Here is a 25,905-nt window from a genome sequence, read left to right as displayed (position 1 = left end):
TGAGATGACAGGAAGACTGATGAAGCTGGCACTAACCTTGACGTATTTCATCATTGCGGTCTATTTTTATTTCACAGGAAATCAAGGTCTTGCGGCGCTGTTCGCTGTAGGGTCAATATTTATTGGCGTCGCTATTGTTCGACAGGGTTCTGTCGCTTTAGCCATCAAGGCCATCCGTGAAAATAACCTCCAAAAAGCGAAGTTTCATGTCAATGAAACCATTCGCCCTGAGTGGCTGAGCCCCTCCTACCGTTCGTACCACTTCATGGCGAAGGGGTACGTTGAGGCAGCGGAAGGCAATACTGAAGACGCCATTAGAGATTTTGAAGCTTCTTTGACTCACAAAGTCCGCCATGCGGATGATCTTAGCATAGTCAAATTCCAGTTGGCTGTACTTTATGCTGAAAAATATGATTTTGTGAAAGCCAAAGCGCTGATTGCAGAAGTTAAAAATTTAAATCCTAATCCGAATTTGTTGGTACAGATCAAGAAAGCTGAGAAGAAAATCCGTGCCGCATCAAGTGGCAAGGTGAAGTTTGACAAAAACCTGGATTCCGAAACTTATAATGAAGTGGATGACTTTGACGAGCCTGAAGAGGATGACAATCTCGAAACCATTTCAACTGCTGAATCAGCTGAAGATGCTGGACCTCTGAGCGAGTCTGAAAACCCTGAGATGAGGTGATCCGTCATGTGGATCGATTTAACGGTTTCAGTCTCCCGTGAGCGAGCTGAAACTGCAATGGCCAATGAAAAAATGACTGCCTTCGGACATCTGGGAACCCATTTTGATGTGATGAATCTGGTTTTTCCGCTTGAGAATGCAAAGCGTTCAGGACTATTCTTCAATAAAGCTGAGGAAGCTTTAAGCGGTCAGGATATTGAGCTGGAGGCGGATGAATTGTCCCTTGTAGAGCGTGGTGATTTTGTCATCTTTCGAACAGGCGCCGTTGAAACAATGGCTTATGGCAGCCAGTCTTATTTTGGGCATCACCCTCAATTGTCGGTGCCGTTGATCGATGTATTAATTGACAGAGGCGTCGCTATGATTGGAATTGATGCAGCCGGGATCAGGCGTGGTCCAGAGCATACGCCCATGGATCAGTACTGCGCTGATCATGGTGTCTTTGTGGTTGAGAATTTGTGTAATCTGGATGCGGTGCTGAAGAGTAAGCGGCTTGTACGATGTGACGTTTATACGTTTCCCGTCAAATTTGAGGGACTCAGTGGTTTGCCATGCAGAGTTATGGCTATGGTGTGAAACCGGGTGTCAGACGCCCGGTTTCGTCGGAAATAGGTGTCTGACACCAACTTCCTTCCAAAAAAGGACGGCGATGCGTTTCTCAGCATTGCCGTCCTTTTTGAATATTGAATTATACGATCTCAGTCACTGTATAGCCAGCTTCTTCAACTGCCGCGATTAGAACATCATCCTCGACATTGGTGTCGACTTCAGCGCGGTCTTCAGTGGCGCTGACACTGACGACAGTGACACCATCAATTTCTTCCAGTGCGTTCTTGACACGGCGTTCGCAGTGCCCACAGCTCATACCTGTGATTTTTAGTGTTTTCATAACTCATTCTCCTTTATATAGGTTAAATTTTTATGGATTTAAGTCGAAGGGCATTGGTAACGACAGAGACGGAGCTGAAAGCCATAGCGGCTGCCGCGATCATAGGATTCATCAATGGTCCGCCAAAAAGGTAAAGCAGACCAGCGGCGACAGGAATTCCGGCAGTGTTGTAGGCGAATGCCCAGAACAAATTCTGTTTGATATTGCGAATCGTAATTTTTGAAAGAGCGATCGCTGTAACAGCGTCCTGAAGATCATCCTTCATCAGTACAATGTCGGCGGATTCCATGGCAATATCTGTACCTGAGCCAATGGCAATCCCAACATCCGCCTGTGCAAGGGCAGGGGCATCGTTGATCCCGTCACCCACCATGGCGACGACATGGCCTTCGGACTGAAGCTTTTTGACTTCGCCTGATTTGTCTTCAGGCAAAACCTCTGCGACGACGCGGTCGAGGCCAACCTGAGCAGCAATGGCATTCGCTGTCTTCTGGTTGTCTCCCGTGAGCATGGCGACTTTGATTCCCAAGTCGTGAAGTTTGGCAATAGCGGCTTTACTCGTTGCTTTGACCGGGTCTGCAATGGCAATGATGCCTGCGACTTCACCGTTGATGACGGCAAAGACCGGCGTGGCGCCTTGATCAGAAAAATGGTCTGCTGCGTTTAAGATCTCCTCGTTAAGTGCGATACCTTCCAGATGACGTCTATTTCCAATGAGAATGCTGTCATCCCCAATGCGGCCGCTGACGCCGCCTCCCGTCACGGATTTAAACTCAGAAGCGTGGTTCCAGCTCAAACCTTCGTCTGAAGCCTTTCTAACGATCGCTTCAGCGAGTGGATGTTCAGACATAGATTCTACAGAAGCCGCCAGCGTCAAGAGTTTAGCTGCAGTCCAGCCATTGATCAGGTGGAGGTCGACTACGGAAGGGCGGCCTTCTGTAATCGTACCGGTTTTATCAAGGATCACAGCACTGACTTTATGAGCCGTTTCAAGGGCGACGCCGCTTTTGATCAATATGCCTTGGTCCGCGCCGCGACCGGTGCCAACCATAATGGCGGTTGGAGTCGCCAAGCCGAGTGCACATGGGCAGGCAATGACGAGGATAGATATGAATATTCGAAGTGAGAAGGAGACATCTTTAGTTCCCAAATACCAAAGCAGTCCGGCTAAAATTGAAATTACAATGACAACCGGAACGAAATATCCGGAGATGACGTCAGCCAGTTTCGCAATAGGCGCCTTAGTGGACTGAGCTTGTTCCACGAGATTAACAATTTTCGATAAGGTGGTGTCTTTGCCGACACGCTCAGTCATGACTTTGAGCGCCCCGTTTTTGTTGACGCTGGCACCTATGACGCGGTCGCCTTCCTTTTTCTCAACGGGCAGACTTTCACCGGTGAGCATAGACTCGTCAATGGCACTGATGCCCTCAGTGATCACACCGTCTACGGGAATCTTTTCGCCGGGCTTCACCAATACCAGGTCGCCTACGGAGACCTCATCTATAGGGATAGAGATTGGTCCGTCAGGGAATAAGACGGTTGCTTCCTTTGGCTGGAGCCCCATCAGCTTCTGAATAGCTTCAGAGGTACGGCCTTTGGAGCGCTGTTCCAATGTCTTTCCAAGCATGATCAGCGCAAGAATGACACCGGCGGTCTCATAATACAGTTCTGTATTTGAAAAGTCACCATTAGCGATGAGCCAGGTATGAAAACCGCTGTAGACAATTGCCGCGGTTGTGCCCACAGCAATCAGGGAATCCATGTTGGGGTGACCGGAAAAGAGGGTTCTAAAACCAACCGTGTAGAATTTGTATCCTGCTACGACGATTGGAATCAGCAAAAATAATTGAAGCAACGCAAAACGAAGCGGATAATCCATTGGATGAAGCCACTCAGGCATTGGCCAGTTCAGCATGTGCCCCATAGCCAGGTAAAAGAGCGGCACTGCGAAGCCTATGGCAATTATGAAGCGCCACCACTGGCGTTTGAGTGCCAGTTTTTGGTCATCAAGAATGGCTTCCGCCGATTGTTTTTCGATTTCCTTTGGCGTGTAACCGGCTTTTTCAATGGCTTTTTTAATTTCGCTAAGGCGCAGAAGATTGCCGTCATAGTTGACAGCGGCTTTATTGGTAGCCAGATTGACGGAGACCTCAAGGACACCTGGCAGTTTTTTGACAGCACGCTCAACAGCTGCAGTGCAGGAGGCACAGGTCATGCCTTCCACAGGAATGATCACGTTTTTCTCATCCCGGTGGAGTTTCGCGTCATATCCCGCTTTTTCAATAGCTTTGATGACTTCAGTATCAGCTGGGGGCTCTTCGGAATAGGTGATGGTCAACTGATTTGTCATCAAATTGACCGAGGCCATGTCAATGCCAGGCACCTTTTTAGCGGCTTTTTCAACTGCGGCAGAACACGACGCGCAAGTCATGCCATCCACGTCAAAGACAAGTCTTTTTTCACCCTGGGAAAGTGTTGAATTAGGCAGCTTGGTGATTTGTGTGGTTGCAGTCGTTTCGGTTTTTACTTCGTTCATAGTCGTCACCTTCTTAATCTTCAAATGGGTTTGTTTTCTTCTGATCGAACTTCTGAATGGCTTCCATAGCGTGGATCATAACTGTTGGTGAAGCCCACAGTACAAATCTGACGCGTTTTTCGTGGGGCTCATAAACGTGATTGAAGCGACAGTCTTCGCAGTTTTCAACAGTCTCAATGGCTTGCATCAAAGCGATTGAAAGAGGCGTTATATCCTTTGCGGACTCGACATCATAATCTATAATCGAGCAAATTCTAAGCTTTCGATCTGATGAAAAAGTCTCAAGGTCGGTATCCATATAGACGCAAAAGTCATCAGTGGAAGGCGTTGCGGTGTGATGGTGACAACTGGCTTCTCCAGATTTCAGGAATGCTTCCAGAGAGGTCTGACTGATCCGCCACTGGCTGCCCACTTTTTGACCGCCGAGTTTGCCGCTGTAAAGATAGCGGCGAATAGTTTTCGAATGGACACCAAGCCGTTCTGCTATCTCCTCTATTGTAAATAATTTTTCTTCCATACTGATTCCTCCATGTAGGGCGCTTTCTCTAATTTCAGTTTAATGATAATACTTATCAGTTTGATTGTCAAGACAATTATGGACAAATGTGTACACTAGTGATCATTTGTGGACATTTCATGACAGCCAAAACAATTGTCAAACTTTTCTGTACATCTTGTCAAGTCGGTTAAAAATGTTTAGAATTGTCTTAAACGATCAAAAAAGTAAAACATGCTGTGCTTTAGAAGAAAGGGTGAAGTATATGGGCAATGAACGCATTTTAAAATCCCCTGAAGAGATCAAAATAATGTCAGACCCACTTAGAATGACAATCTTTAAAGCCTTCCACCATCTCAATCGACCTGCTACCGCTAAGCAGATCGCAGATGCGCTGACACTCGCGCCCGCTAAAGTACATTATCATGTTCAAAAGTTACTCAGCATAGGCATTTTAGAGTTAGATCACACTGAAGAAATCAATGGTATAATCGCAAAATTTTATAAGACTTCTGTGGATTCTTTCGTCATAGATTATTCAAACATCTCTGACAAAGTTCGGAGCTCGGTGTACTCCAAGTCAGAAAATCTTTACATCTCAACTTTTAATGCCTATAGAGACACATTTATAGACAACATCAGAAAAAAAGTGGAGAAACAGCAGCCGCCTACCTCTGAAAATCGTTCCGGATTTTTAATCCACAACGCCTTGAAACTGGAGCAAAAGGACTACGAAAATTTTTATGGTGAAATGACGGAACTTATAGAGAAGTATATGGAACGATCCTGTTCTGAGGGAGAATGCAGCACCTATCAGTTCCTGTGCAGCGCTATCCGCGAGGAGTAGGGAGAGGGGGGTTCCTCATGAAGTATTATGATATCTCAATGCGTATTCACAGTGAAATGCCTTTGCCGCAGCATGACCGGAACTTAAAGCCAAGTCTGAGTCATCAGGCAGCCCTCGAGGCGCATGAGCTGCCTCGCAGCCGGCTTGATATTGACCTCAGAACGGGGACTCACCTGATCGCGCCTATCCTCGCCAGACCGGATGGAGACAGTGTGGATCTCATGAGTCCAACCTGTGTGTTAACCACGTGCCGTCTCGTTGACCTTTCCACAGCCGGGAACGAAATCATGGAAACAGATCTAGCGCTGTTTGGAATTCAATCTGGGGAATTCATCCTGATTAAAACCCGCAACAGTATGGAACAGAGTGAAGGTGCAGAAGTACAGCTGACACTGGAAGCCGCAAGATATCTGGCACGGATAGGCGTCAAGGGGGTAGGTGTGGATGCGCTCGCTCTGAAAAATGGCCATGAACGTGACATTATTGAATTGTTGTTTGAGCGTGGGTGTGCTTTACTGGTGGGACTGCAGCTCAAAGCCGTCTCTTACGGGAGTTACAGGTTGATTGCATTGCCGCTGAGAATTGAAGGGGCAGAAGCATCGCCGGTGCGTGCTTTGCTGCTCGAAGGCGTTTAAGGGACACGGACTTCAAAAAAGAAAAGAAATTGGAGCGCTGCAGTGTCCGGAATGGACTTGTCAGCGCGCCAATTTCAGTTAATTATAAATCAGAGTTTTTTTTAATTATGTTATTTCTTGTTTTGTTTTGTGCTGCATTTATTGCACAGGCCTTTGTAATACACGTGCACGGACTGAGCAACAAAGCCTTTCGGAACAGCCGGTGGTGTCTCTCTGAGTTCGAAGTCATAGAGATTACCGCAGGAGACACATTTAAAATGACCGTGATCCTCCTCTGCAACATCATAGAGCACTTCTTTTTCTTCAATGAGAATCTCATTCACGATCTGATGCTCAATCAGAAGCTTCAAAGTATTATAAACGGTCGTTTTTGAGAGTGTTGGAATTTCATCAATCAGACCATTATAGACTTCTGCAACCGTGGGGTGTGTGCGGTGAGATATTAAATATTCGAGTATTCGGATTCGCTGATAAGAGGGTTTTATGCCGTTTTCCATCAGCATGGTGGTTGCGTTTTTCATTTTATACACCTCCGGTGCGTTTTTCCCTGAAACCACTAAACAAGGCATTTAACAGGTATTGAAAAGAAACAACATGTGAAATGATGACAAAATTATAACACCTGACGGAATTCATGTCAAATTTGTAATTACCGAATGATCACATAAAGGCTGGTGAAACTAATGAAGTTTGCTTCTATCCTATACAAATTCCTGATGACAGCCACTGTACTCAGCATCGCAGCGGTCGTGGGCTACAGCTATCGCTTTCTGACGCCCGGGACCGACTTTGATACTGGATTATCGCCCATGATGACCGCCTATATGGTCATTCTCGCCCTGATGATCTTTCTGGGAGTGCTTTCAATACTGTACCACCGAAGATTCTATATCAAACCCCTCAGAGCGGTTGAGGACCACATTCGAAAAGTGGATTTAAACAATCCCGAACTCGAAATGCTGGAGGTCAATGAAGCCTCAAAACTGAGTGAGCTGATGGCTGGCATCAACATGCTGTTATACAGGATCCGCCATAACAGCAGGGAATATAAGAAGGATCAGAAGAAGCTTAAGGAAATGAATCAGAAGCTGGAAGAATCACTGTTTATCAGTCAGTCAGCTCAAAACGGGATAATGCTGCAAAAAAATCAATTCGAAGCGCTATTCAAGAATTCGACGGATGCGATTTTGATTTTGAATCACCATCGGCAGGTTGTTGATCTTAACGAACGGTTTGTGCAGTTATTTGGCTATTACAACGAGGATCTCAAGTTTAAAGAACCGGATGCTATCTTGACAAATCCTTCCGGATTGGAAGATGCCAAATCCTTGACAGATAAGCTTTTCAAAGGGGAAGCTTTTGAGCTCGAGACGGAGCGTCTCAACAGCACCGGTGAGGTTCGTGAAGTCAGCATGAAGGGCGTTCCGGTATTGATAGGAGACGAGGTTGTCGGTGCTTATCAGATTTTTAACGACATCTCTGTCAGAAAACGATCTGAGTATGAACTCAGATTCCTCAGCTATCACGACCAGCTCACAGGTCTCTATAACCGCCGCTTTTTTGAGGTGGAGATGGAACGTCTGGATACAGAACGCAACCTGCCGCTCACGATTCTGATGTGTGATGTTAACGGACTCAAAATTACCAACGATGCCTTTGGTCACAGAATGGGCGACCGCTTGCTCGTCAAAACAGCGGATGTCTTAAGAAGTGTCTGCAGATCAGAAGATATCATAGCACGCTGGGGTGGGGACGAGTTCGTTGTACTGCTGCCCAAGACGGATAAAAAGACCGCTCAGGAAGTGGTTGAGCGAATTAAACAGGCTAGCTGCAATGAGAAAATCGATTCCATCATGATTTCAATATCGATTGGTTTCTCTGTGAAGCATGAGTCGGATGAGCTGACGCAAGAAGTCTTCAAAGATGCCGAGAACATGATGTACTCCAACAAACTATATGAAGGGCCGAGCATGCGGGGTCAGATCGTACACGCGATCCTGAGCACACTCCACGAGAAGAATCCAAGGGAAGAGCTTCATTCGAGGCGGGTCAGCCAGCTGTGCGGTGCTCTGGGCTCAGCCTATGGGTTTATGAATACGCGGGTTGAAGCGCTGAAGACTTTTGGATTGATGCACGACATAGGTAAGATTGCCATATATGAGCATTTGCTGAATAAGAGCGGCTCGCTGAGTGATGATGAATGGCTCGAAATGAAACGACACCCGGAAATTGGATACAGAATTCTCAGCGCGGTCAACGACATGTCTGAGATCGCGGATCTGACTTTGGCACACCATGAGAACTGGGATGGATCGGGTTATCCGAAAGGTCTCAGGGGGGACCAGATTCCCCTGGAATCACGCATGATCCAGCTGGCGGACGCCTATGATGCCATGACCTGCGACCGGCCTTACAGATCAGCCCTCAGTCCGGAAACCGCAGTCAATGAAATCATTAAAAACTCCGGCAAACAGTTCGATCCGGTCCTCAGCAGGCTTTTTGTAGAAGAAGTCCTAAAAATGTCATGGTATGATAGGAGTGAAATTATATGCCAAACGCAGTAGGTATTTTGGAACTGAGCAGTATCGCTGCCGGTATTCAGGCGCTGGACGCCATGCTCAAGCGGGCACAGGTTCAGGTCATCGAAGCGCGGATGACGTGTATAGGCAAGTACCTCGCCATCATAACGGGAGATGTGGCAGCTGTAACAAGTGCAGTGGAGACGGGGAAAGCAGAAGGCGGGAAGCATGTCCTGGAAGCGGATGTCATAGCAAATATTGCCGATGGTGTCCTCGAATCCATCCATGGTATCATAGACAAGAGTGAAATCAAGGCACTGGGTATTTTGGAAACTAAAACATTGGCCATGGGATTTCTTGGTGCGGATGCCATTCGAAAAGCAGCGAATGTCAGGCTTCTCAAACTTCATGTCAGTCTCGGGCTGGGAGGCAAGGCCGTGGTTTTGTTTACCGGTGATGTCGCCTCTGTTGAGAATGCACTTCGCGTTGGGGTTGAAAAAATCGGAAATCCAGATAAAATTAAAGAGGCCATCACTATTCCTTCCCCTGACCAGGGACTGATTGACAGTTTGAAATAGAGAAAATTCTCATATGGCTAAGATAGCAATTTTTAAGTGAACAAGCTGCAGGAGCGGCGCAAATGACGGAATGTGATTAGACAAAGGAGTTATATTATGATTAAGCTTTTTCTATTATCCGGATTTCTTGGCGCCGGGAAGACCACCTTTTTAAAGTCCATGCTGGAACATTTTCCGGATAAAAAAATTGGAATTATCATGAATGAATTTGGACGCGTTTCCATTGATGGCCCAATTCTGGAGTCGGATGAGCTGACTATGATCGAGTTGAACCGTGGCTCAATCTTCTGCTCATGCCTTAAACTGTCCTTTATCAGAGCCCTGAATGAAATGGCGGTTTATGACCTGGATTATGTTTTCGTGGAATCCTCGGGTCTTGCGGATCCCTCCAATATTGCGGAGATCCTTGAAGTCGTCGGGGTCGAAAGTCCTGAGGTTTATGACTATGCAGGCACCATTTGCATTGTCGATGCACTGCATTTCATGGAGCAGATCAGCGATTTGATCACATTAAAAAGGCAGATTGAATGCGCTGACATAGCAATTCTTAATAAAGTTGACCGCGTCAGCGAAGAAGCGCTGCTCGAAGTAGAATCTGTTATTGTCAGCATCCAGCCTAAAATTCGGCTGATGCGCAGCAGCTATTTCAATCTGGACTTCAGCTTTATTGAGAAGGGGATCGACCAAGTCTTTGTACCGGAGCTTAGAGACAGCTATAATACTGAAGACAACAAGCCGAAGACTATTATGTTGTCCTATCAGACACCTGTACCTCAGGGAAATTTGATTCGATTCTTGGAAACTGTATCCGCCTCAGCCTACAGAATAAAAGGGTTCGTCGAGACACTTGAAGGACGCTTTCAAGTGGATGTAGTCAGCCGTACCATAGATTTTGCTGAAACCGAGAAAATGCTTGAGGCATCCACCCTGGTGTTCTTGTCGAAAGTTGGACCTCAAATCATCAGGGTCGTTGACCAGGCTTGGAAGACTGAAATTGGCATAGAGATGAAACTCAGTAATTAGTGTCCTTTGACGACTAAAACCAGTTCCATAATATAGTTTTGAATCTTAACGACACGTGTTCAGTGACCACGGAGGTGGAGACTAAATGAAGGAAGATCATAGAACCCCGGAAGAAATGGTGGTTTATACACGTACAGGTGACGGCGGAAAAACAAATCTGTACGATACGACTAATGTCTATAAAGATGAGCCACGCGTTGAGGCTTATGGGACTATTGATGAGCTGAACAGTTTTATTGGCCTTGCCAAGCATTATATTACGGATCCAAAAACCACGAGTCTGCTGCATGAGATCCAGCGGAAGCTGTTCGATGTTGGTGCCGAACTCGCAACTGTGGATCTGAGCATTCTAAAGACGACCATTCAGCAAGAGGATGTTGATTTTCTTGAGGACACCATTGACGATTATCTGAAGACCTTTGAAACGCCGAGTTATTTCATCATCCCAGGGGATAACAAGGCCAGCGCTCATCTTCACATTTGCCGGACTGTCTGCAGAAGGGCAGAGAGGCTGATGGTACCGCTTTATAAACATGGAGAAATAAGCGACGTGCTTTTAAAATATGTTAATCGGTTGTCTGATTTGTTTTATGCCTTGTCGCGATTTGTTGAAGAAAATTATGAAAAAGTCGAATTTTAGCAAGTTATTATTCCGGTGTTTAATTGGTTGAATTCTTTCTCGTCAAAATGATGATTTTGAGGTACTTCAACCAATTTCAATTTTGACTGCTTAAACACCCTAGTAATTGTTTGACTGACAGAAGGGACGGGAGGTGTCACTATGAGAAAAAAGTTTGCTGAAGATGACCTGCTTGGCAAATTCAGACTTAAGAGCAATGCTTCTTTGCGGATTGACTTAAAACCGACCCCTCCTGAACAAGTTGAAGAAGTCATAAAGAAAATGGAACCAGTGATTGAAACTCTTGGAACTCCAGAACAGTCTCAGTCCAGTCTAAGCATTGACTGGAATACCAATGAGATAGAAGTTCCCGACAATATGCCTTCGGACGAAGAACTTAAGGCGATCCTGTTTCGAGATCCCAACGAAGAAGTGCCTCCTGACCAACTTGACCTGTTAAAAAGTCAACGCCATCAAAAGATGCTGGAATTGCTGGCGAAAGTTGAGGCTTTGACGCAAAAACCAACTGAGGAAATGACCCAATTTGATGAAACTCTGTCTGAACTGCCTGTAGTTCCAGCATCTGAAGCTCTGCGGATCTCTGAGATGGACAGTTCACTTATTAATGGGGAGGAAGCTGGTATGCGGTCTGATACGGAACAGTTTCAAACTGTGCAAGGCAAACAGACCGCCGCTGAGCTGAAGGCTGCTGAGACGGGTATTCAGGTAACGCCCACTCTGGAAAAAGGTTTCAAACTGGATGTGGATCATGAGGATTTTCAGGATCGCCTGATCCGAATCTTAAATGAGAATTACAGCGATATGGGGGAGATTCGACCACATAATTTAAAGTCGAGATTGATTGAAATTTTGAATGAGGAATACGCAGAGGACTATCTGGAGCAAGACGATTTTGAGGAAAATAATCTTAAGGAAAATAATCTTAAGGAAAATAATCTTAAGGAAAATAATCTTAAGGAAAATAATCTTAAGGAAAATAATCTTGAGGAAGATAATGTTGATCAGCCAGAAATGGTTTTGCAAGGAATGAGAGATCCTTCTGGATTCCTGTCAGAAGATTACAATCACAATAGCCCTGATTTGAAGCCGATTTGGGAAAACACTGAGAAAATCACTGAAACTCATCCCTCAGATTATCCTCCCGTCAGAAGAAACCGTGAGAGATTCAGCAATTTTCAATATGTGACCTCTTTTCAGGAAGTGACGGAACCTGAAACGGAGCCGGAGGAAAATCCTGAAATAGTCGAGGATGGCAATTCATCAGAGGCAGTAAGCCCTCAGAAAGCAGAAGATGAGGAGATCAGTCCAAAATCAGATTTTACGCCCAATCCTGAGACGAGTCAGCTGTCAGACCGGTCTTATTTGAATTCTGACCTTCACAACATGAAGCCAAGTGATGAAATCAGGACGGATGAACAACGTTGGCTGAAGGAGCTTCGTGAGGAAGGCGGCAATGAAGGCAGCTTCCCTGAGGTGTCAGAGCCTCAACCTGAGCTGGAGCACAAGTGGGCGCCCGCAGAGGTCTTTGGTGCTGTGGAGAAGGAAAGTGACCGGCCAGCTTTTCAAGAGAGGGCATTGAACAGAGACCATCGGCATGAAGAGGAACAGGGTTTTAAGGCGGAGCGGCGCTTTGGAGTGGAAGCGGCTGAGACTGCGAAAAGCGAAGGTATACCGACTGAAAAGAATGTTGCTCAGAATACCGACAGAACCATGTCCGTTGAGGAATGGTCCTTCGTTTTCGATACCTTGAAGGAGCAGATCGACTATTTGAGGAAGCAACTGGAGATCAAGGACCATCAACTGCAAAATAAAGATGAATTGATCCGGAATTTCCAGATATTATTAAAAAATGAGCAAGACAAATTTCTCAAACTTGAAAACAAAATGGAAGATGTTGTGCTTCAGGTTGAGGAACGTGCCGCAAAAAAAGGCTTTTTTAGCCGGTTCAGGAAGAGGTAAATCATGCGCGTAATTATTGATGACAGATTTTTTGAATTTCAGAATGAGAGAACGGAAACAATTTTTGCTGAACAAAAGGCCTATTTAAAAAATATGATCGAACGCTATCAGAATGCAGGGGACATGGAGGCGCTGGTGACGACGCTGCTGAGTCTTTCAAATCTGACGGAGGGCTTAATCAATGAGATGGTGGGCGAAATTGGTGCGGATCAGGTAGCCAGTTATTTGAAGGCCAAAGAGATATAAAAAAAATCTTGTATAGTAAGACATTTAGTTCTATAATAGGGGTGTAGTCCACGACAGGCGGACATTCCCTTCGTGAAAAGTGCTACAAAATATTAAAAGGAGGTTGCAGCTATGATGATCACAATGAACGCTTATAACGTTTTCGCACTTAATTCAACTTCATACCGGCAGCCTGTGGTTATAATTTTGTAGACAGTATAATTCAGTCTATATAGCCGCAGGTGATTCTTCTGCGGCTATTTTTACGCTCTTAGCAGGTAAAATATTACAATTCGTGGCGCAGGAGAATCTGCGTCATTTTTTGTTGTTATAATTTGTGATTTTTTGTTTAATCTTCGACAAAAGATCGAAAGGGGACATCCTTGATATGTCGTTCCATCCTCATTCCAATTCATTAAAAAAGTTAACCCATCATATGCAGGGCAACACCTTGATGTATACTCTCGCAATGGTGGCGGTGCTGTTCACGACCCTGTTTGCCATGAGCATTCCCTTGATGATCCGATTCGCGATTGACCAAGTCATAGGTGGTGTGGCGGCTGACTCATGGTCTGCTGATCTGATGACGCAACTGACAGGTGGCACCCTGACTGGGGTAGCCGTTTTGATTCTGCTCACGTCCCTGCTTCGTGCAGTATTTTTGCTGGTCAAGGGCATAGCCAGCGCCGCGGCATCTGAGCGCATAGCAAAGGGGCTTAAGGACCGGGTGATGCAGCATCTTCATGAAGTCAAGTTCGAGTTCTTTTCAAGTCATGACACTGGAGATCTCATTCAAAGAGCGACTTCAGACGTCGAAACGATACGTCGATTTCTAGCTGTTCAAGTGGTGGAGATCGTGTCTATAGTGCTGATGGTGGGGATCGTCTCAGCGCTGATGTGGTCCCTCGATCCAAATTTGACGCTCATTGCCCTGAGTCTGATCCCAATTGTCATCCTGTTCTCCATCTGGTTTTTCTTCAGAGTCAAGGCCAAATTCAAAATTGCGGATGAAGCTGAAGCCAAAGTAACGTCCATGCTGCAGGAAAATTTAAGCGGGATAAAGGTCATTAAGGCTTTGGGAAGAGAACCTTTTGAGCACGAGAAATTTTCTGGGTTCAATAAAGATTTTAAAGAGAAAGTTTACAAACTGATTCTAAATTTTGCATATTTCTGGTCGCTGTCAGATTTTGTGTGCCTGCTTCAGATTGCACTCGTCATGTATTTTGGGGCAAAATGGGCAATAGAGGGCACTATCAGCCTTGGGACCGTTGTCGCTTTTATCACTTATGAAAACATGCTCATTTTTCCAATCCGTCAGCTCGGCAGAGTTTTGAGCGAATTTGGAAAAACCATGGTCGCGGTTGGGAGAATTGATGAAATTCTCGAAGCGGAGAGTGATGATGATGCGGCCACGAACACAGAGGAAGAGTGGACCCTGGAACCTGAGGTTGTTGGCGGCATCGAATTCAAAGGCGTGCGTTTCGCTTATCCAAAGGGTGAGGAGATTCTGAAGGGGATCGATTTTAAAATATTGCCTGGGGAGACCATCGGCATCCTGGGTCCTACAGGTTCGGGCAAGTCGACGCTGGCTTATCTGCTTACGCGGCTCTACGAGCCAACAGAGGGCGAAATTCTGCTGGATGGCGTACCGCTGAACCGTATTTCCAAGCGTTATTTGAGACGCAATATCGGGCTCGTTCTTCAGGAGGCATTTCTTTATGCCAGGACCATTGGGGAAAATATTGCAATCTGTGGTGAGGCAAGTGAGGCAGACATTGTGAGGGCGGCGCAGATTTCGGCGATTCATCACAACATCGAGCAGTTTGATCACCGGTATGAGACTTTAGTGGGTGAGAAAGGCGTCTCGCTTTCGGGTGGTCAGAGACAGCGCGTCGCAATTGCCAGGACTCTATTGAAGCCTATGCCAGTTATGATTTTCGACGACTCGCTGAGTGCGGTGGACACTGAAACGGACAGGCAGATTCGTGACGGTTTGATGGCGAACAGCGCTTATTCAACTGTTCTGTTGATTTCACACAGACTTACGACACTAATGGAGGCGGACCGGATTCTGGTCATTGAAAACGGGGTGGTTTCAGCCTTTGACACTCACGAAGCTTTGATCCAGCAGGAAGGGCTTTACAAGCGGGTCTGGGAGATTCAGAACTCAATAGCTGAGGCAGAAGCCAGTTAGCCGCTTTTTCGCTGAAGCTCATTGGCCTTAACGAAAAATCGCAGACTTAAACGCAGAACAATTAGAGGTGTGACTTATGGAAAATTCAATTCAAAAGGAAACAGGCAGGAAAAAAATCGACCGGCAGCTTTGGTTCAGATTGCTGCCGTTTATGAAAAATTACAAGAAACAGCTGACGGTGGTCGTCCTCTGCCTGGCGCTCCTGGGCGCCATGGATGTCATGATGACCTACCTGACCAAGCACCTGATTGATGCATATATTACACCAGGCAGACTGGATGGCCTGAACCAGTTTATTGCCGCTTACGCCGGCATTGTCCTGATGATTGCCCTGGTGGTGTACAAGTTTATCCAAACGGCAGGTGTGGTTGAGGCCGGCCTTTCCCATGATATCCGTCAGGCCGGTTTCGAAAAGCTGCAGCAGCTTTCAATGAGTTATTTCGACCAGAATGCGGCAGGCTGGATCCTCGCAAGGCTGACGTCTGACGTCACCAAGCTGGGGGAATTCATCTCATGGGGTTTAGTGGACATGGTTTGGGGATTGACCATGATGCTGGGCATTATGGCGGTCATGTTGGCGGTGAACCTGAAACTGGCTCTCATTACCTTGTCAGTCATGCCAATTCTGATTTTAGTCAGCTGGTATTTTCAAAACAAAATTGTCGCTTTTCAAAGAGTCGTCAGGCGGCTGAATTCAAGGATCACTGGTGCCATCAACGAAGGCATCACCGGAGCACGGACCACCAAGACGCTGGTGGTTGAGGATAAAGTCATGGCGGACTTTAGGGTCCTGAGCGGCGACATGCGGGATCAGAGCATCAAATCCGCCTTCTACAGCGCCTTGTATCAGCCTATGGTCATTAACATCGCGGCAATAGGCACCGTTCTGGCGATTCAATATGGTGGGTCTGAAGTCATGGCCGGCGCTGTCTCCTATGGAACTTTGGTCTTGTTCATCAATTACTCAATCCAATTTTTCGAGCCGGTCAGAGAAATGGCACGCATCCTCTCAGAGATGCAGTCGGCACAGGTATCTGCGGAGCGCATCTTTATGCTCCTCGATCAGCAGCCGGAGATTGAAGACACACCAGAGGTTATTGCGCGCTACGGCACTGTACTGGCACCGCAAAAACAGAGTTTTGAGTCCGTTGAAGGCACTATTGAGTTTAAAGACGTTCAATTTAGCTATAAACCTGAGGAACCTATTTTTCAGGGACTGTCTCTGCGGGTTGAAGCGGGCACCTCCGTTGCCCTGGTTGGTCCAACGGGCTCAGGCAAGAGTTCCCTCGTCAACCTCATCTGCAGATTTTATGAACCGTCCTCCGGGGAAATTTTGCTTGACGGGAGACCGTTACAGGCCCGGTCGCAGTCTTGGCTGCATCAAAACATCGGGTATGTCCTTCAGACGCCGCATCTTTTCAGCGGGACCATCCGTGAGAATATTCGCTATGGAAGACTGGATGCAACAGATGAGGAGATCCGAAAGGCAGCAGCACTGGTGGGCGCAGAGTCCTTTATCATGCATCTTTCTGAGGGTTATGACACTCAGGTGGGTGAAGGCGGTGCCATGTTGTCCACCGGTCAGAAGCAGTTGATTTCCTTTGCCAGGGCAGTTATTGCAGAACCGGCGATTTTTATTCTGGATGAGGCCACGAGTTCCATTGACACCGAAGCAGAACAATTGATCCAGCATGCGCTGGTTAAAGTTCTGGAGAACAGAACCAGTTTTATCATAGCTCACCGGCTTTCCACCATTCGCGCCTGCGACCGAATATTGGTCATTGAGGATGGACGCATTATTGAAGATGGCACGCATCAGTCACTCATGAAATTGAAGGGACATTACTGGCATCTCTATACCCATCAATATATTGAGGAAAAGGAAAGTGCGCTGCTGGCGTAACGGGTGCTGGCGTGCTGGCGTAACGTGACAAATTTTATGCTGTGAGGCTTGCCTTTTTCAGCAGATTCCATTAAGATGGATAAAACTCTGTTTAGAAAGAGGTGCTCACTTGAATCTATTAAAAGAACGCATCCTGACGGATGGTTACGTTTTGGGCAAGGACATATTAAAGGTAGACCGGTTCCTCAATCACCAGGTGGACGTTGGCTTGTTAAATGAGGTGGGCAAGGCCTTTTACGAATGTTTTAAGGATAAGGGGATCAACAAGATTCTGACCATTGAAGCGTCTGGCATTGCCATTGCAGCGATCACTGCGCAGTATTTCGATAATGTGCCTGTGGTTTTTGCGAAAAAATTTGATTCTGTCAACGCAGATCCGGACAGTTATGAGACCAATGTTTACAGCTTCACAAAGAAGCGGAATTACAGTGTCAGAGTGTCCAAGAAGTTTATTCATCCCGGTGACCGGGTACTGATCCTGGATGATTTTCTGGCTCAGGGCCGTGCCGCAGCTGGCCTGATTGAATTGGTACGACAAGGCGGCGGCGAGGTTTACGGTGTCGGCATTGTCATCGAAAAATCCTTCCAGGAGGGCAATGCCTACGTGAGCAGTTTAGGTGTTGAGGTACACTCTCTGGCGAGAATCAAAGCATTTATTGACGGAAAGCCGATATTTGAAGAGGCATAATAGCGTTTGAAAGGAGATGACAGGCGGTGTCAATGGCATAAACCCATTGACCCCACGCCTGGCATCTCCTTTCTTGTACCATCCACACCCAGTTCTTCTGTCTCGATTCAATTTCATTTCCGTTTCACGCGGGATTTGGTATAATGAGGAATATTGTTAATGTGAATCCCGTACGCGAGGATGTGGATTATGAGCCAATTGAGAACGTTAATTACCAAAATTTCAATTATTGCATTGCTGGACGCCATAACCTCTCAAATTTACATAGGTTATGATCTGAATGGTTTCAGAATATCCATGTCCGTTATCATTCTCCCGGTCTATTATTATTTCAATCCGACACTGAATCCCATCATTACCTCTTTTGGAATAGGGCTTTTCGGACTGCTGTTTCGTGGGATCATAGGGATAGGTGTGTTCGGAAGTTTTATGGCTGCAGCCGCGGCTGACTTTCCCATTTTTGTATTTGATATGTCTTATGGCTTCATTTATTATTTTATTGTCTATCTCGCCAAGGAAAAAACGCTGTCACGCTGGATCCTGGCTATTTGTATCGCTGATTTTGCCTCCAACCTATTTGAACTCGTGGTCCGGATCGGCCCTCTGGTGGGGGAAAAGATCCGGCTTGTCGACACCCTGATTACGGTTGCCTTTATTCGGACGGCTTTGGCGACGGCATTGGTCTTCGTTTTGAAATATTACAACATCATCTTGATGAAGGATGAGAAATATGAGCGTTACAAGAGTATGTACACGGTTCTAAGCGACTTGAAAAGTGAAATCTATTTTATGCAGAACAACATGGAATATATTGAGCAGGTTATGGGGGAAGCTTACACACTCTATGAACAGCTTGCGGAGGATTCAGACCCCAAGTCACGTCATCTGTCCCTAAAAATCGCAAAAGATGTTCATGAAATTAAGAAAAACTATTCCAAGGTTATTGAAGGGATAAATAAAATCGGTGTCACTCAAAACCCTTATGGTGCTTTTAAAGTCAGGGAGCTCCTGGAGATTGTCGTCAAATTCTTTAAAAATGAAAGTGTAAATGCCAAGATTGAGCTTAACATGGTGGATCTGCTGAATTCTGATCACGTCGTCAGTGAGCATTTACTATTTGTCTCAGTCATCAGGAACCTGATTTCCAACAGCATTGAGGCCATTCGTGACTCAAGGAAAGAAGGCACAATTTCTGTTATTCTGACAGAAGATTTTGAGCATTTGATTTTGACAGTAAGAGATAATGGACCCGGCATTAAAGATAAAGACGTTGAGGCTATATTTGAAGCCGGGTACTCTACAAAGTTCAATCCAAGCACCGGCGATATTTATCGAGGATTAGGACTGACACTCGTCAAGGATATTGTTGAAACTACTTTTAATGGACGCATCATGGTCAAGTCCAACTTAGGTTCAGGCACAGAAATAGTCGCTGTACTCGACAAATTAGCCCTAGAGGAGAGGTAACCCCATGACTTTTTACTTGGTGGATGATGACTCATCTGTTTTAAGAGTGCTCGAAAATATCATAGAAGAGTTTGATCTTGGTGATGTGGTTGGTATTGCTAAGGATTCCGAAAAAGCTTTGGTTCAGATTCCAAATCTGAAGCCGTCCATAGTTGTCGTGGATATGCTGATGCCCAACATGGATGGCTGTGCACTGGTCAAAGCTTTGAAGGACGATCTGCCGGACACGCGATTTGTCATGTTGTCTCAAGTTTCAAGCAAAAATATCATTTCGAAGGCTTACGACTGCGGGGTTGAATTCTTTATAAGCAAACCCGTCAACCAAATTGAAATCAGAAATGTACTTGGCAATATCAAAGAGAAGCTGGAGATGGAGCGCACGTTCAAGATGATAGAGGGCATGTTCAACAAAGGTGACAAACATCCTTCAGCCAAGATGCCAGACCAGCTGTCTGACCAGGTAAAAAAAATCAAAATGATTTTTTCGAAGCTCGGTATCATGGGTGAAAAGGGTGGGGAGGATCTGATTCAGATCTGTTCTTATATGCTGGAGAACAATCTTAAGACATTTGATTTTAAGGTCAGGGATATCTGCGACGAACTCTGTGACAATCCCAAAGCCATGGAGCAGCGGCTGCGGCGAGCGATCAACCGGGGTCTGATCAATTTGGCAAATCTGGGGATTGAGGACTACATGAACGAAAACTTTATCCGGTTTTCCAGCACGCTTTATGACTTTGAAAATGTCAAAGCAGAGATGGATTTCATTCGCGGCAAGCGCGAGAGCGGCGGCAAAATCTCTGTACGCAAGTTTATCGATAATTTGATCCTGATGGTTTTAGAGGCCTCCTGACGCAATTTTCTGACTGGACTGCATAATTTTTAGATCATTCTAAATTATTTGTGACATTTTTGTTATCCTTTTGTGAACGTTTTTGAATTTTTTTGTAACCTCTCATGTATAATGAACTATCTTATGCAAAGGAGGAATTCATCAATGGAAACAAAGATGAAGAAAAAAGCCACGCTTGGTCACGCACTCATTCCTATGGCATTCATTATCGTGGCACTGATCGTCACCATGCAGTTCTGGGGCGGGGATCCACACCTTCCAATTCTCTTCTCAGCAGTCGTCGCGGCTATAGTCGCAGTTGTCGGGCTCGGTTACACATGGAAAGAGCTTGAGGATGGAATTGTGGACACCATCAAAATGGCGATGCAGGCTATCCTGATCCTGATGATCATCGGTATGATCATTGGTACCTGGATTCTCGGCGGCATCGTACCTACCATGATCTATTATGGTCTTAAGCTTCTGTCTCCTAGCATCTTCCTCGTCGCAACTTGTTTGCTCTGCTGTATAGTCTCTCTTGCAACAGGGAGTTCATGGACAACTGCAGGTACAGTTGGCATTGCCCTTGTCGGCGTTGGCATCGGTCTCGGCATGAATCCGGGTATTGTCGCAGGTGCAATCATCTCTGGCGCATATTTTGGCGACAAAATGTCACCTTTGTCAGATACGACCAACCTCGCACCTGCCATGGCTGGATCAACGCTGTTTGATCACATCAAGCACATGGTCTATACTACAGGCCCGTCGCTTATTATTGCTTTAATACTTTACGGTATATTGGGAATGAGATTTGCCGGCAGTGAACTGGACACAGCCGCAATCAATGAAATTTTAGTGGGCATTGAAGCCAACTTCAACATATCCTTGATCCTTCTGCTTGCGCCGGTTCTAGTCATAGCTATGGTCGTCTTTAAAGTTCCTGCGATTCCAGGACTCATAGGCGGTACAGTCCTAGGTGCTTTATTCGCTTTCCTATTCCAAGGCTCGGATATGACATCGATTGTTGAAGCAACCCACTACGGATATACTTCTGATACTGGTGTTGCGGTCATTGACGACCTGCTTTCCCGCGGCGGTCTAGACAGCATGATGTGGACAGTCTCCCTGATCCTTTGCGCTATGAGCTTTGGCGGCGTTATGGAGAAGTCTGGTATGCTTGAAGCTATTGCTTCCTCTATCATGAAACTTGCTCATGGCACTGGCAGCCTTGTTCTCGCAACGATCATCACGATCATTGCCATGAACATGATGGCTGGCGACCAATACCTTGCTATCGTTATCCCGGGCCGTATGTACAGACAAATCTACGAAGACCGCGGTCTCCATCCTAAGAACCTCTCCCGCGTCCTCGAAGATGCCGGTACGCTGACTTCACCTCTGGTACCTTGGAACTCCTGTGGTCTGTTCATGTCAGGCACACTTGGCGTCGCGACTTTGGTCTACCTGCCATACTGCTTCCTGAACCTGATCAATCCGCTCGTTTCAATCTTCTATGGCTTCACTGGCATTACTATGGAGAAGCTTCCTGGTTACGAGAAAACAGCTTAGGATTTGATCGATTAGGCGACAAAGTTCTACATAAGTTCAACGTTATGGTTAACTAAAATGAGTTGGAAACACCCCGGAATCTTTCAGGAGAAACCGGGGTGTTTTTTATATTTACATGTAAGTGACTGGTTGGACGGGTTAAGTGACTATCGGCAGAAATTCTTTAAAGGGACAAATGTCCTGAAGTTTGCGCTATGTCATTCGCGGGCGTTGATTCAGGCCTGGCTTTGTTCTAAAATAGAAGCAAAGATATTCACAGTGAACTGATCGACGCATTTTCAGCGTGTTTTATAATGAAAGGGTGACAACCATGGGTAACATTTTGTCCATCATTCAAGATCCTGTGCTGACCTATGAGCAAAAGGTGATTTCCCTGGCCAGGGCCGCAGAGGATTCAATCGAGGTGCTGAACATTCCGGCGGCGGTTCAGTCACTGAGGGACCGGGATATTTTGTGTGACCTGTTTGAGGGTCATGCGCCTTACAGACCGCGGTATGTCGTTGTTAATTTTGAAAAGTTTATGAAGCAGGGCAGCAAGTTTCTGGAAATCGATCCGCCTCAGGATCTGGAGGAGGCTGTTCACGCGCTGCTGATCCTGTACAAGCACATCCCGTCCATTTCGACTTTTCCGGTTTATATTGGCGGCCTGGATACGCTCCTGGATCCTTTTATTGAAGATGAGGAGAGGGCTTTTAAGACGATCAAGCTGTTCCTGAAGCACATTGACCGGACTATTACGGATTCTTTTTGCCATGCGAACCTCGGCCCTGAGCCAACGCGAGCTGGGACTTTGATTTTGAGGGCGGAGCGAGAGCTTCAGGACGCGATTCCGAATATTACTTTGAAGGTTAGCGCCGAGACACCTGCGGAGTTCCTGCGGGACGCGGCCGCCACTTCGTTGATCACAGCAAAACCGAGCTTTGCCAATCATGCTATGTTTTCAAAAGAATTCGAGGATTTTGCCGATGGTTACGCCATAGTCAGCTGTTACAACGGACTGCCTGTTGGCGGCGGCAGCTACACCCTGTCACGGCTAAAGCTCGACAAATTGTCATTTGAGGCGGCGGGATCCGCGGATTATCTCGAGCGACTGCTGCCGGAAGCGGTTCAGCTTGCCATGGATTACATGGATGAGCGCATTCGATTCTTGGTGGAGGAAAGTCATTTCTTTGAATCGAGCTTTTTGGTTCGTGAGGGTTTGATTGATCCGGCGCGGTTCACTGCCATGCTGGGTGAAGTGGGACTGGCGGAAGCCGTCAACCACCTCATGAAACTGGATGGCCGCAGCGGACGCTTTGGTCACAGTCAGGAAGCAGATGATCTTGGGGTGCGCATTATTGAAGGTATTCAAGCCGTTGTGAACGGGCATTTCAATCCGCATTTGGCGACGGGCGGCCATTATCTGCTCCACGCACAGGTGGGCATTGATTCTGATGCGGGTTCCAGCCCGGGCTGCAGGATTCCTATTGGCGACGAACCGCCGATCCATGAGCATTTGCTGCAGGCGGCACGTTATCATAAGTATTTTCCATCCGGTATTGGCGACATTTTTAGTTTTGATGAGACGGTGAAGGCGAATCCACAAGTGGTCGTCGACATTGTAAAGGGTGCCTTTGATGCAGGGATGCGCTATTTTTCCTCCTATGCTTCAGATGCGGATGTAATCCGGATCACCGGCTATCTGGTCAAGCGGTCGGAAATTGAGAAGCTGAGACGGGGAGAAGCGGTGCTGCAGGATACGGTGGCTTTGGGGAAAGGCGCTGTGGACAACCAGCACGTGCTGGAGAGGCGCGTTCGCATGAGGGATGGCTTGCTCTAGTGTTTGGCAAAAGTCAATAAACTCAGTTTCATAAGGCAGAAAACAAGTGGTTGGTTTATTGACTGCTTGTGATCTGCCTTTTCGTTTTTTTTGAAACCTTTTTAACTACCGTGCGTTTAGGTATGATAGAAGAAAGTAAAAGAGAACTGATATCGCATGCTCTGGTACAAAAATTATTTTTGTCCGCGTGGCTATGGCCTGTTGCGGCGGGGGCCTGTTGCGGCTGGGGCCTATCGCCCCTAATCCGATCAGGAAATAAGGAGGCATTTTTGTGGGATGGCTGAAAACTGACATACCCACCCAACGTGGTGCGGCGGAATCTAATGAGGCACTCAAAGCCTCACTCGCTGTGTTTGTAAAGACACATGATGTGATGATTCGAAAATTAAGCTATAAATTAACCTCAGAAGTTGAGGCGTCAAAAGACCTTTATCAGCAAACCTTTCTCAAGGCCATGGAACGCCTGATCCTGCCGGAGCATATGGCACTCCTTTCTCCAAGCGGAATCAGTGAGGAGAAGGCCGCGGCCAACTGGCTCTATACCATTTGTCTCAATTTATACAGAGACCACTATACCAAGGAAAAGCGATGGCTGAATGTGGTCGAGCCACAGTACGCCGAGGATAGTGCACAGGCATTAAAAATTGAACTAGCCGCTGACCCGGATCCTGAGCCACTCGAGGTCTTGATGCGGGAAGAGGAGCGGGCCGTGATTGAAAGTGCTCTACGTCAGCTGTCTGATCATTACCGGATCCCGTTAATTATGTACTATTTTCTTGAATATGATTTAAAGAAGATCTCGGAAGTGCTTGAGTTAGATATATCAACCGTGAAAAGCCGTTTGTTCAGAGGTCGTGAGAAGCTAAGAAAGAATTTAGCTGCACATGAGCTGACGGCAGCAAATCCCATAAAAGTTTCTGGAAGGGAGGTCTAAGTCATGGAGGAACGGCTTCTTGATAAAAAAATAGAAAAAGTGCTCAGTGAACAGGCTCTGCCAGAGAATTCGGAAACGTGGGCTAAAGAAACTCTTCCGCTTATGATTGAACAACTGGGGTCAATAGGCACAGCCGCAGACCTGCGCGATCAATTTGATGGTCAGACGGGGTTAATAGGCACAGCCGCAAACCTGCATAGTAAGGATGTTAATAAAACAAAAGTCTCAAAGAAAATCATGAGAGGCATTTTAACTGTGGCTGCAAGCTTCATTATTGGGACTTACGGCCTCATAATTGGCGCGAAATTTAACCCATCCCTGGCTGAAAACATGATGAAATGGCCACTTGTCGGGCAGTGGGTTGAATATTTGGTCGGCAAGCCGGGGCTAAAATCTGCTATTGAGCATGACCGATATCAGCCTATTAACGAGTCAATCGAAATTGACAATACGGAAATCACACTCAATGGTGTGGTCGCTGATCAGCAGACCCTGGCCGTGTATTATTCGATTACGGGTGATCATGCTGAGGAATTTGTCGAGCTGTCCCTGGAGATTCCTGATTTCAAAGCTGCTATCGGCATTGACTTTTCAGGCATGGGGGAAGAAGTTCGACTTTCTGAAATCAAAACCTATGGGCATGAAATCCCATCTCAATTTTCACTGGCATTTACCATAGACAATAAAGTGTTTCTCTTTCCTGTGTCCCTTGATGCGTCATTATCCCGTGAATCTGTTCAATATGAATTAAACCAGCCGCTGGAGATAGCTGATTATGGCAAGCTTGAAATTGAGGAAATCAATGTAGGCGTCATCAATGCCAGCGTCAAAGCAAGGCTGCTGCCGGCAGAAGGCGTTAAGGATTTAAATATTGGCCTCTATCTTATGGATCAGAATGGAGACAAAATTTATTTTGACAGTATGGGCAAACTGAATTCGGATGCTGATGTCGCTGAGCAGTCCATGGAATTCAAAGCCAGCATCAGCCGCTTTGAACTGGACGGAAAAATGTTTATTGGGATAGATCCTAAGAGAACAGCATGGCAATCCAACCTTTTAAGTACGGTGTATTTTGATGTTTCAACTGAAACCATTCATTCAGAGCTTCCGAACCAGAGCGAGATTATTGTGTATAAGGGACGCGAAGTCTCGGCACTCAGCGATATGTCTGGCAAAGAGTCTGAGAAGCCATGGATCACTTATGAATTTCTAAGGCCTGGTATGTTCGATGAAAACCCTGATTATGGCGGGCATGAATTTGGAGCGGTTCGGATGGAACCGGATCCGGCAGAAATGTCCTTGGGAATGTGGCAAGCGGAGGATGGCATGGCATTCAACATTGGGGTTCCTGAAACGTCAGAGGTAGATCGCATTTACCTTTCCCTGTTTGTGCCGATGGATGATGAGGTGTTGGAACCTGTAGCAATTAAAAAAATCGACTAGCTTTTAAAGAGGGGAACTCAT

General features: G+C 46.3%; 23 protein-coding genes. 19 read left to right on the top strand and 4 right to left on the bottom strand.

The genetic code is table 11. From position 1 onward, the window contains the following. Positions 1–4: 4 nt before the first annotated feature. On the top strand, positions 5–685 hold the full coding sequence (locus AC4PHM_RS04795) for a hypothetical protein (RefSeq protein ID WP_492019771.1): 681 nt from the start codon (positions 5–7) through the stop codon (positions 683–685). A gap of 6 nt (positions 686–691) precedes the next feature. Further along, complete coding sequence (locus tag AC4PHM_RS04790; protein ID WP_492019770.1) at positions 692–1,261, top strand: cyclase family protein; 570 nt, start codon at positions 692–694, stop codon at positions 1,259–1,261. Between the two features lie 112 nt (positions 1,262–1,373). On the opposite strand, the gene AC4PHM_RS04785 is transcribed toward AC4PHM_RS04790, so the two are convergent. Genes AC4PHM_RS04785 through AC4PHM_RS04775 form a run of 3 tightly spaced genes read right to left on the bottom strand, consistent with a single transcriptional unit; the run spans position 1,374 to position 4,630 of the window. Beyond that, on the bottom strand, positions 1,374–1,574 hold the full coding sequence (locus tag AC4PHM_RS04785; protein ID WP_492019769.1) for a heavy-metal-associated domain-containing protein: 201 nt from the start codon (positions 1,572–1,574) through the stop codon (positions 1,374–1,376). Between the two features lie 22 nt (positions 1,575–1,596). Continuing rightward, positions 1,597–4,113, bottom strand: coding sequence for a heavy metal translocating P-type ATPase (locus AC4PHM_RS04780; RefSeq protein ID WP_492019768.1), 2,517 nt, complete (start codon positions 4,111–4,113; stop codon positions 1,597–1,599). A 13-nt stretch (positions 4,114–4,126) separates the two neighbouring features. Then, positions 4,127–4,630: a helix-turn-helix domain-containing protein gene (locus AC4PHM_RS04775; protein WP_492019767.1), complete on the bottom strand. Its 504-nt coding sequence runs from the start codon at positions 4,628–4,630 to the stop codon at positions 4,127–4,129. 244 nt (positions 4,631–4,874) lie between these two features. Between AC4PHM_RS04775 and AC4PHM_RS04770 the strand changes: the two genes are divergently transcribed. Further along, the gene (locus AC4PHM_RS04770) at positions 4,875–5,456 is read left to right on the top strand and encodes an ArsR/SmtB family transcription factor (RefSeq protein ID WP_492019766.1); all 582 of its coding nucleotides are present in this window, start codon (positions 4,875–4,877) and stop codon (positions 5,454–5,456) included. 17 nt (positions 5,457–5,473) lie between these two features. Beyond that, positions 5,474–6,091 (top strand): cyclase family protein, encoded by a 618-nt coding sequence (locus tag AC4PHM_RS04765; RefSeq protein WP_492019765.1) that lies wholly within the window; start codon positions 5,474–5,476, stop codon positions 6,089–6,091. A gap of 110 nt (positions 6,092–6,201) precedes the next feature. Here AC4PHM_RS04765 and AC4PHM_RS04760 read toward each other — a convergent pair whose 3' ends face one another. Continuing rightward, positions 6,202–6,612 (bottom strand): Fur family transcriptional regulator, encoded by a 411-nt coding sequence (locus tag AC4PHM_RS04760; RefSeq protein WP_492019763.1) that lies wholly within the window; start codon positions 6,610–6,612, stop codon positions 6,202–6,204. Positions 6,613–6,774: 162 nt separating this feature from the next. Here AC4PHM_RS04760 and AC4PHM_RS04755 point away from each other — a divergent pair, with 162 nt between their 5' ends. The 15 genes from AC4PHM_RS04755 to AC4PHM_RS04685 all read left to right on the top strand — a co-directional run bounded on the left by AC4PHM_RS04755 (position 6,775) and on the right by AC4PHM_RS04685 (position 25,884). Then, the gene (locus AC4PHM_RS04755) at positions 6,775–8,655 is read left to right on the top strand and encodes a diguanylate cyclase domain-containing protein (RefSeq protein WP_492019761.1); all 1,881 of its coding nucleotides are present in this window, start codon (positions 6,775–6,777) and stop codon (positions 8,653–8,655) included. Then, the gene (locus AC4PHM_RS04750; protein WP_492019759.1) at positions 8,640–9,188 is read left to right on the top strand and encodes a BMC domain-containing protein; all 549 of its coding nucleotides are present in this window, start codon (positions 8,640–8,642) and stop codon (positions 9,186–9,188) included. Before AC4PHM_RS04755 ends, AC4PHM_RS04750 begins: the two co-directional genes overlap by 16 nt. A gap of 96 nt (positions 9,189–9,284) precedes the next feature. Then, positions 9,285–10,211, top strand: a complete 927-nt coding sequence (locus AC4PHM_RS04745) for a CobW family GTP-binding protein (RefSeq protein ID WP_492019757.1) — start codon at positions 9,285–9,287, stop codon at positions 10,209–10,211. A gap of 85 nt (positions 10,212–10,296) precedes the next feature. Next, positions 10,297–10,851 (top strand): cob(I)yrinic acid a,c-diamide adenosyltransferase, encoded by a 555-nt coding sequence (locus tag AC4PHM_RS04740; RefSeq protein ID WP_492019756.1) that lies wholly within the window; start codon positions 10,297–10,299, stop codon positions 10,849–10,851. A 141-nt stretch (positions 10,852–10,992) separates the two neighbouring features. Further along, positions 10,993–12,810 carry a hypothetical protein gene (locus tag AC4PHM_RS04735; protein ID WP_492019755.1) on the top strand — a complete coding sequence of 606 codons (1,818 nt, stop codon included), beginning with the start codon at positions 10,993–10,995 and terminating at the stop codon, positions 12,808–12,810. A 3-nt stretch (positions 12,811–12,813) separates the two neighbouring features. Continuing rightward, entirely contained in the window at positions 12,814–13,056 is a 243-nt protein-coding gene (locus AC4PHM_RS04730; protein WP_492019754.1) for a hypothetical protein, read from the top strand. Positions 13,057–13,489: 433 nt separating this feature from the next. Continuing rightward, positions 13,490–15,229: an ABC transporter ATP-binding protein gene (locus tag AC4PHM_RS04725; RefSeq protein ID WP_492020460.1), complete on the top strand. Its 1,740-nt coding sequence runs from the start codon at positions 13,490–13,492 to the stop codon at positions 15,227–15,229. A gap of 76 nt (positions 15,230–15,305) precedes the next feature. Further along, the gene (locus AC4PHM_RS04720) at positions 15,306–17,132 is read left to right on the top strand and encodes an ABC transporter ATP-binding protein (protein WP_492019753.1); all 1,827 of its coding nucleotides are present in this window, start codon (positions 15,306–15,308) and stop codon (positions 17,130–17,132) included. 109 nt (positions 17,133–17,241) lie between these two features. Next, positions 17,242–17,820, top strand: coding sequence for a xanthine phosphoribosyltransferase (locus tag AC4PHM_RS04715; protein ID WP_492019752.1), 579 nt, complete (start codon positions 17,242–17,244; stop codon positions 17,818–17,820). Positions 17,821–18,009: 189 nt separating this feature from the next. Further along, positions 18,010–19,287: an ATP-binding protein gene (locus AC4PHM_RS04710; protein ID WP_492019751.1), complete on the top strand. Its 1,278-nt coding sequence runs from the start codon at positions 18,010–18,012 to the stop codon at positions 19,285–19,287. 4 nt (positions 19,288–19,291) lie between these two features. Then, a complete protein-coding gene (locus tag AC4PHM_RS04705; protein ID WP_492019750.1) occupies positions 19,292–20,140 on the top strand; it encodes a response regulator in 849 nt (282 codons plus the stop codon). A 144-nt stretch (positions 20,141–20,284) separates the two neighbouring features. Continuing rightward, a complete protein-coding gene (nhaC, locus tag AC4PHM_RS04700; RefSeq protein ID WP_492019749.1) occupies positions 20,285–21,688 on the top strand; it encodes a Na+/H+ antiporter NhaC in 1,404 nt (467 codons plus the stop codon). A gap of 310 nt (positions 21,689–21,998) precedes the next feature. After that, a complete protein-coding gene (locus tag AC4PHM_RS04695) occupies positions 21,999–23,507 on the top strand; it encodes a YjjI family glycine radical enzyme (RefSeq protein WP_492019748.1) in 1,509 nt (502 codons plus the stop codon). A 271-nt stretch (positions 23,508–23,778) separates the two neighbouring features. Further along, positions 23,779–24,441: an RNA polymerase sigma factor gene (locus AC4PHM_RS04690; RefSeq protein ID WP_492019747.1), complete on the top strand. Its 663-nt coding sequence runs from the start codon at positions 23,779–23,781 to the stop codon at positions 24,439–24,441. 3 nt (positions 24,442–24,444) lie between these two features. Further along, positions 24,445–25,884 carry a DUF4179 domain-containing protein gene (locus AC4PHM_RS04685; protein WP_492019746.1) on the top strand — a complete coding sequence of 480 codons (1,440 nt, stop codon included), beginning with the start codon at positions 24,445–24,447 and terminating at the stop codon, positions 25,882–25,884. Positions 25,885–25,905 lie beyond the last annotated feature (21 nt).

This window comes from Acidaminobacter sp. QWL-03, assembly GCF_058683855.1.
Note: the sequence above shows the minus strand (reverse complement) of the source record. Positions and strands in the feature narration are given on the sequence as shown.

What these genes read in the sequence shown, in the direction of transcription:
- AC4PHM_RS04795 (WP_492019771.1), top strand. Translation starts at nt 5, where the DNA reads ATGACAGGAAGACTGATGAAGCTGGCACTAACCTTGACGTATTTCATC.
- AC4PHM_RS04790 (WP_492019770.1), top strand. Translation starts at nt 692, where the DNA reads ATGTGGATCGATTTAACGGTTTCAGTCTCCCGTGAGCGAGCTGAAACT.
- AC4PHM_RS04785 (WP_492019769.1), bottom strand. Translation starts at nt 1,574, where the DNA reads ATGAAAACACTAAAAATCACAGGTATGAGCTGTGGGCACTGCGAACGC.
- AC4PHM_RS04780 (WP_492019768.1), bottom strand. Translation starts at nt 4,113, where the DNA reads ATGAACGAAGTAAAAACCGAAACGACTGCAACCACACAAATCACCAAG.
- AC4PHM_RS04775 (WP_492019767.1), bottom strand. Translation starts at nt 4,630, where the DNA reads ATGGAAGAAAAATTATTTACAATAGAGGAGATAGCAGAACGGCTTGGT.
- AC4PHM_RS04770 (WP_492019766.1), top strand. Translation starts at nt 4,875, where the DNA reads ATGGGCAATGAACGCATTTTAAAATCCCCTGAAGAGATCAAAATAATG.
- AC4PHM_RS04765 (WP_492019765.1), top strand. Translation starts at nt 5,474, where the DNA reads ATGAAGTATTATGATATCTCAATGCGTATTCACAGTGAAATGCCTTTG.
- AC4PHM_RS04760 (WP_492019763.1), bottom strand. Translation starts at nt 6,612, where the DNA reads ATGAAAAACGCAACCACCATGCTGATGGAAAACGGCATAAAACCCTCT.
- AC4PHM_RS04755 (WP_492019761.1), top strand. Translation starts at nt 6,775, where the DNA reads ATGAAGTTTGCTTCTATCCTATACAAATTCCTGATGACAGCCACTGTA.
- AC4PHM_RS04750 (WP_492019759.1), top strand. Translation starts at nt 8,640, where the DNA reads ATGCCAAACGCAGTAGGTATTTTGGAACTGAGCAGTATCGCTGCCGGT.
- AC4PHM_RS04745 (WP_492019757.1), top strand. Translation starts at nt 9,285, where the DNA reads ATGATTAAGCTTTTTCTATTATCCGGATTTCTTGGCGCCGGGAAGACC.
- AC4PHM_RS04740 (WP_492019756.1), top strand. Translation starts at nt 10,297, where the DNA reads ATGAAGGAAGATCATAGAACCCCGGAAGAAATGGTGGTTTATACACGT.
- AC4PHM_RS04735 (WP_492019755.1), top strand. Translation starts at nt 10,993, where the DNA reads ATGAGAAAAAAGTTTGCTGAAGATGACCTGCTTGGCAAATTCAGACTT.
- AC4PHM_RS04730 (WP_492019754.1), top strand. Translation starts at nt 12,814, where the DNA reads ATGCGCGTAATTATTGATGACAGATTTTTTGAATTTCAGAATGAGAGA.
- AC4PHM_RS04725 (WP_492020460.1), top strand. Translation starts at nt 13,490, where the DNA reads ATGTATACTCTCGCAATGGTGGCGGTGCTGTTCACGACCCTGTTTGCC.
- AC4PHM_RS04720 (WP_492019753.1), top strand. Translation starts at nt 15,306, where the DNA reads ATGGAAAATTCAATTCAAAAGGAAACAGGCAGGAAAAAAATCGACCGG.
- AC4PHM_RS04710 (WP_492019751.1), top strand. Translation starts at nt 18,010, where the DNA reads ATGAGCCAATTGAGAACGTTAATTACCAAAATTTCAATTATTGCATTG.
- AC4PHM_RS04705 (WP_492019750.1), top strand. Translation starts at nt 19,292, where the DNA reads ATGACTTTTTACTTGGTGGATGATGACTCATCTGTTTTAAGAGTGCTC.
- nhaC (WP_492019749.1), top strand. Translation starts at nt 20,285, where the DNA reads ATGGAAACAAAGATGAAGAAAAAAGCCACGCTTGGTCACGCACTCATT.
- AC4PHM_RS04695 (WP_492019748.1), top strand. Translation starts at nt 21,999, where the DNA reads ATGGGTAACATTTTGTCCATCATTCAAGATCCTGTGCTGACCTATGAG.
- AC4PHM_RS04685 (WP_492019746.1), top strand. Translation starts at nt 24,445, where the DNA reads ATGGAGGAACGGCTTCTTGATAAAAAAATAGAAAAAGTGCTCAGTGAA.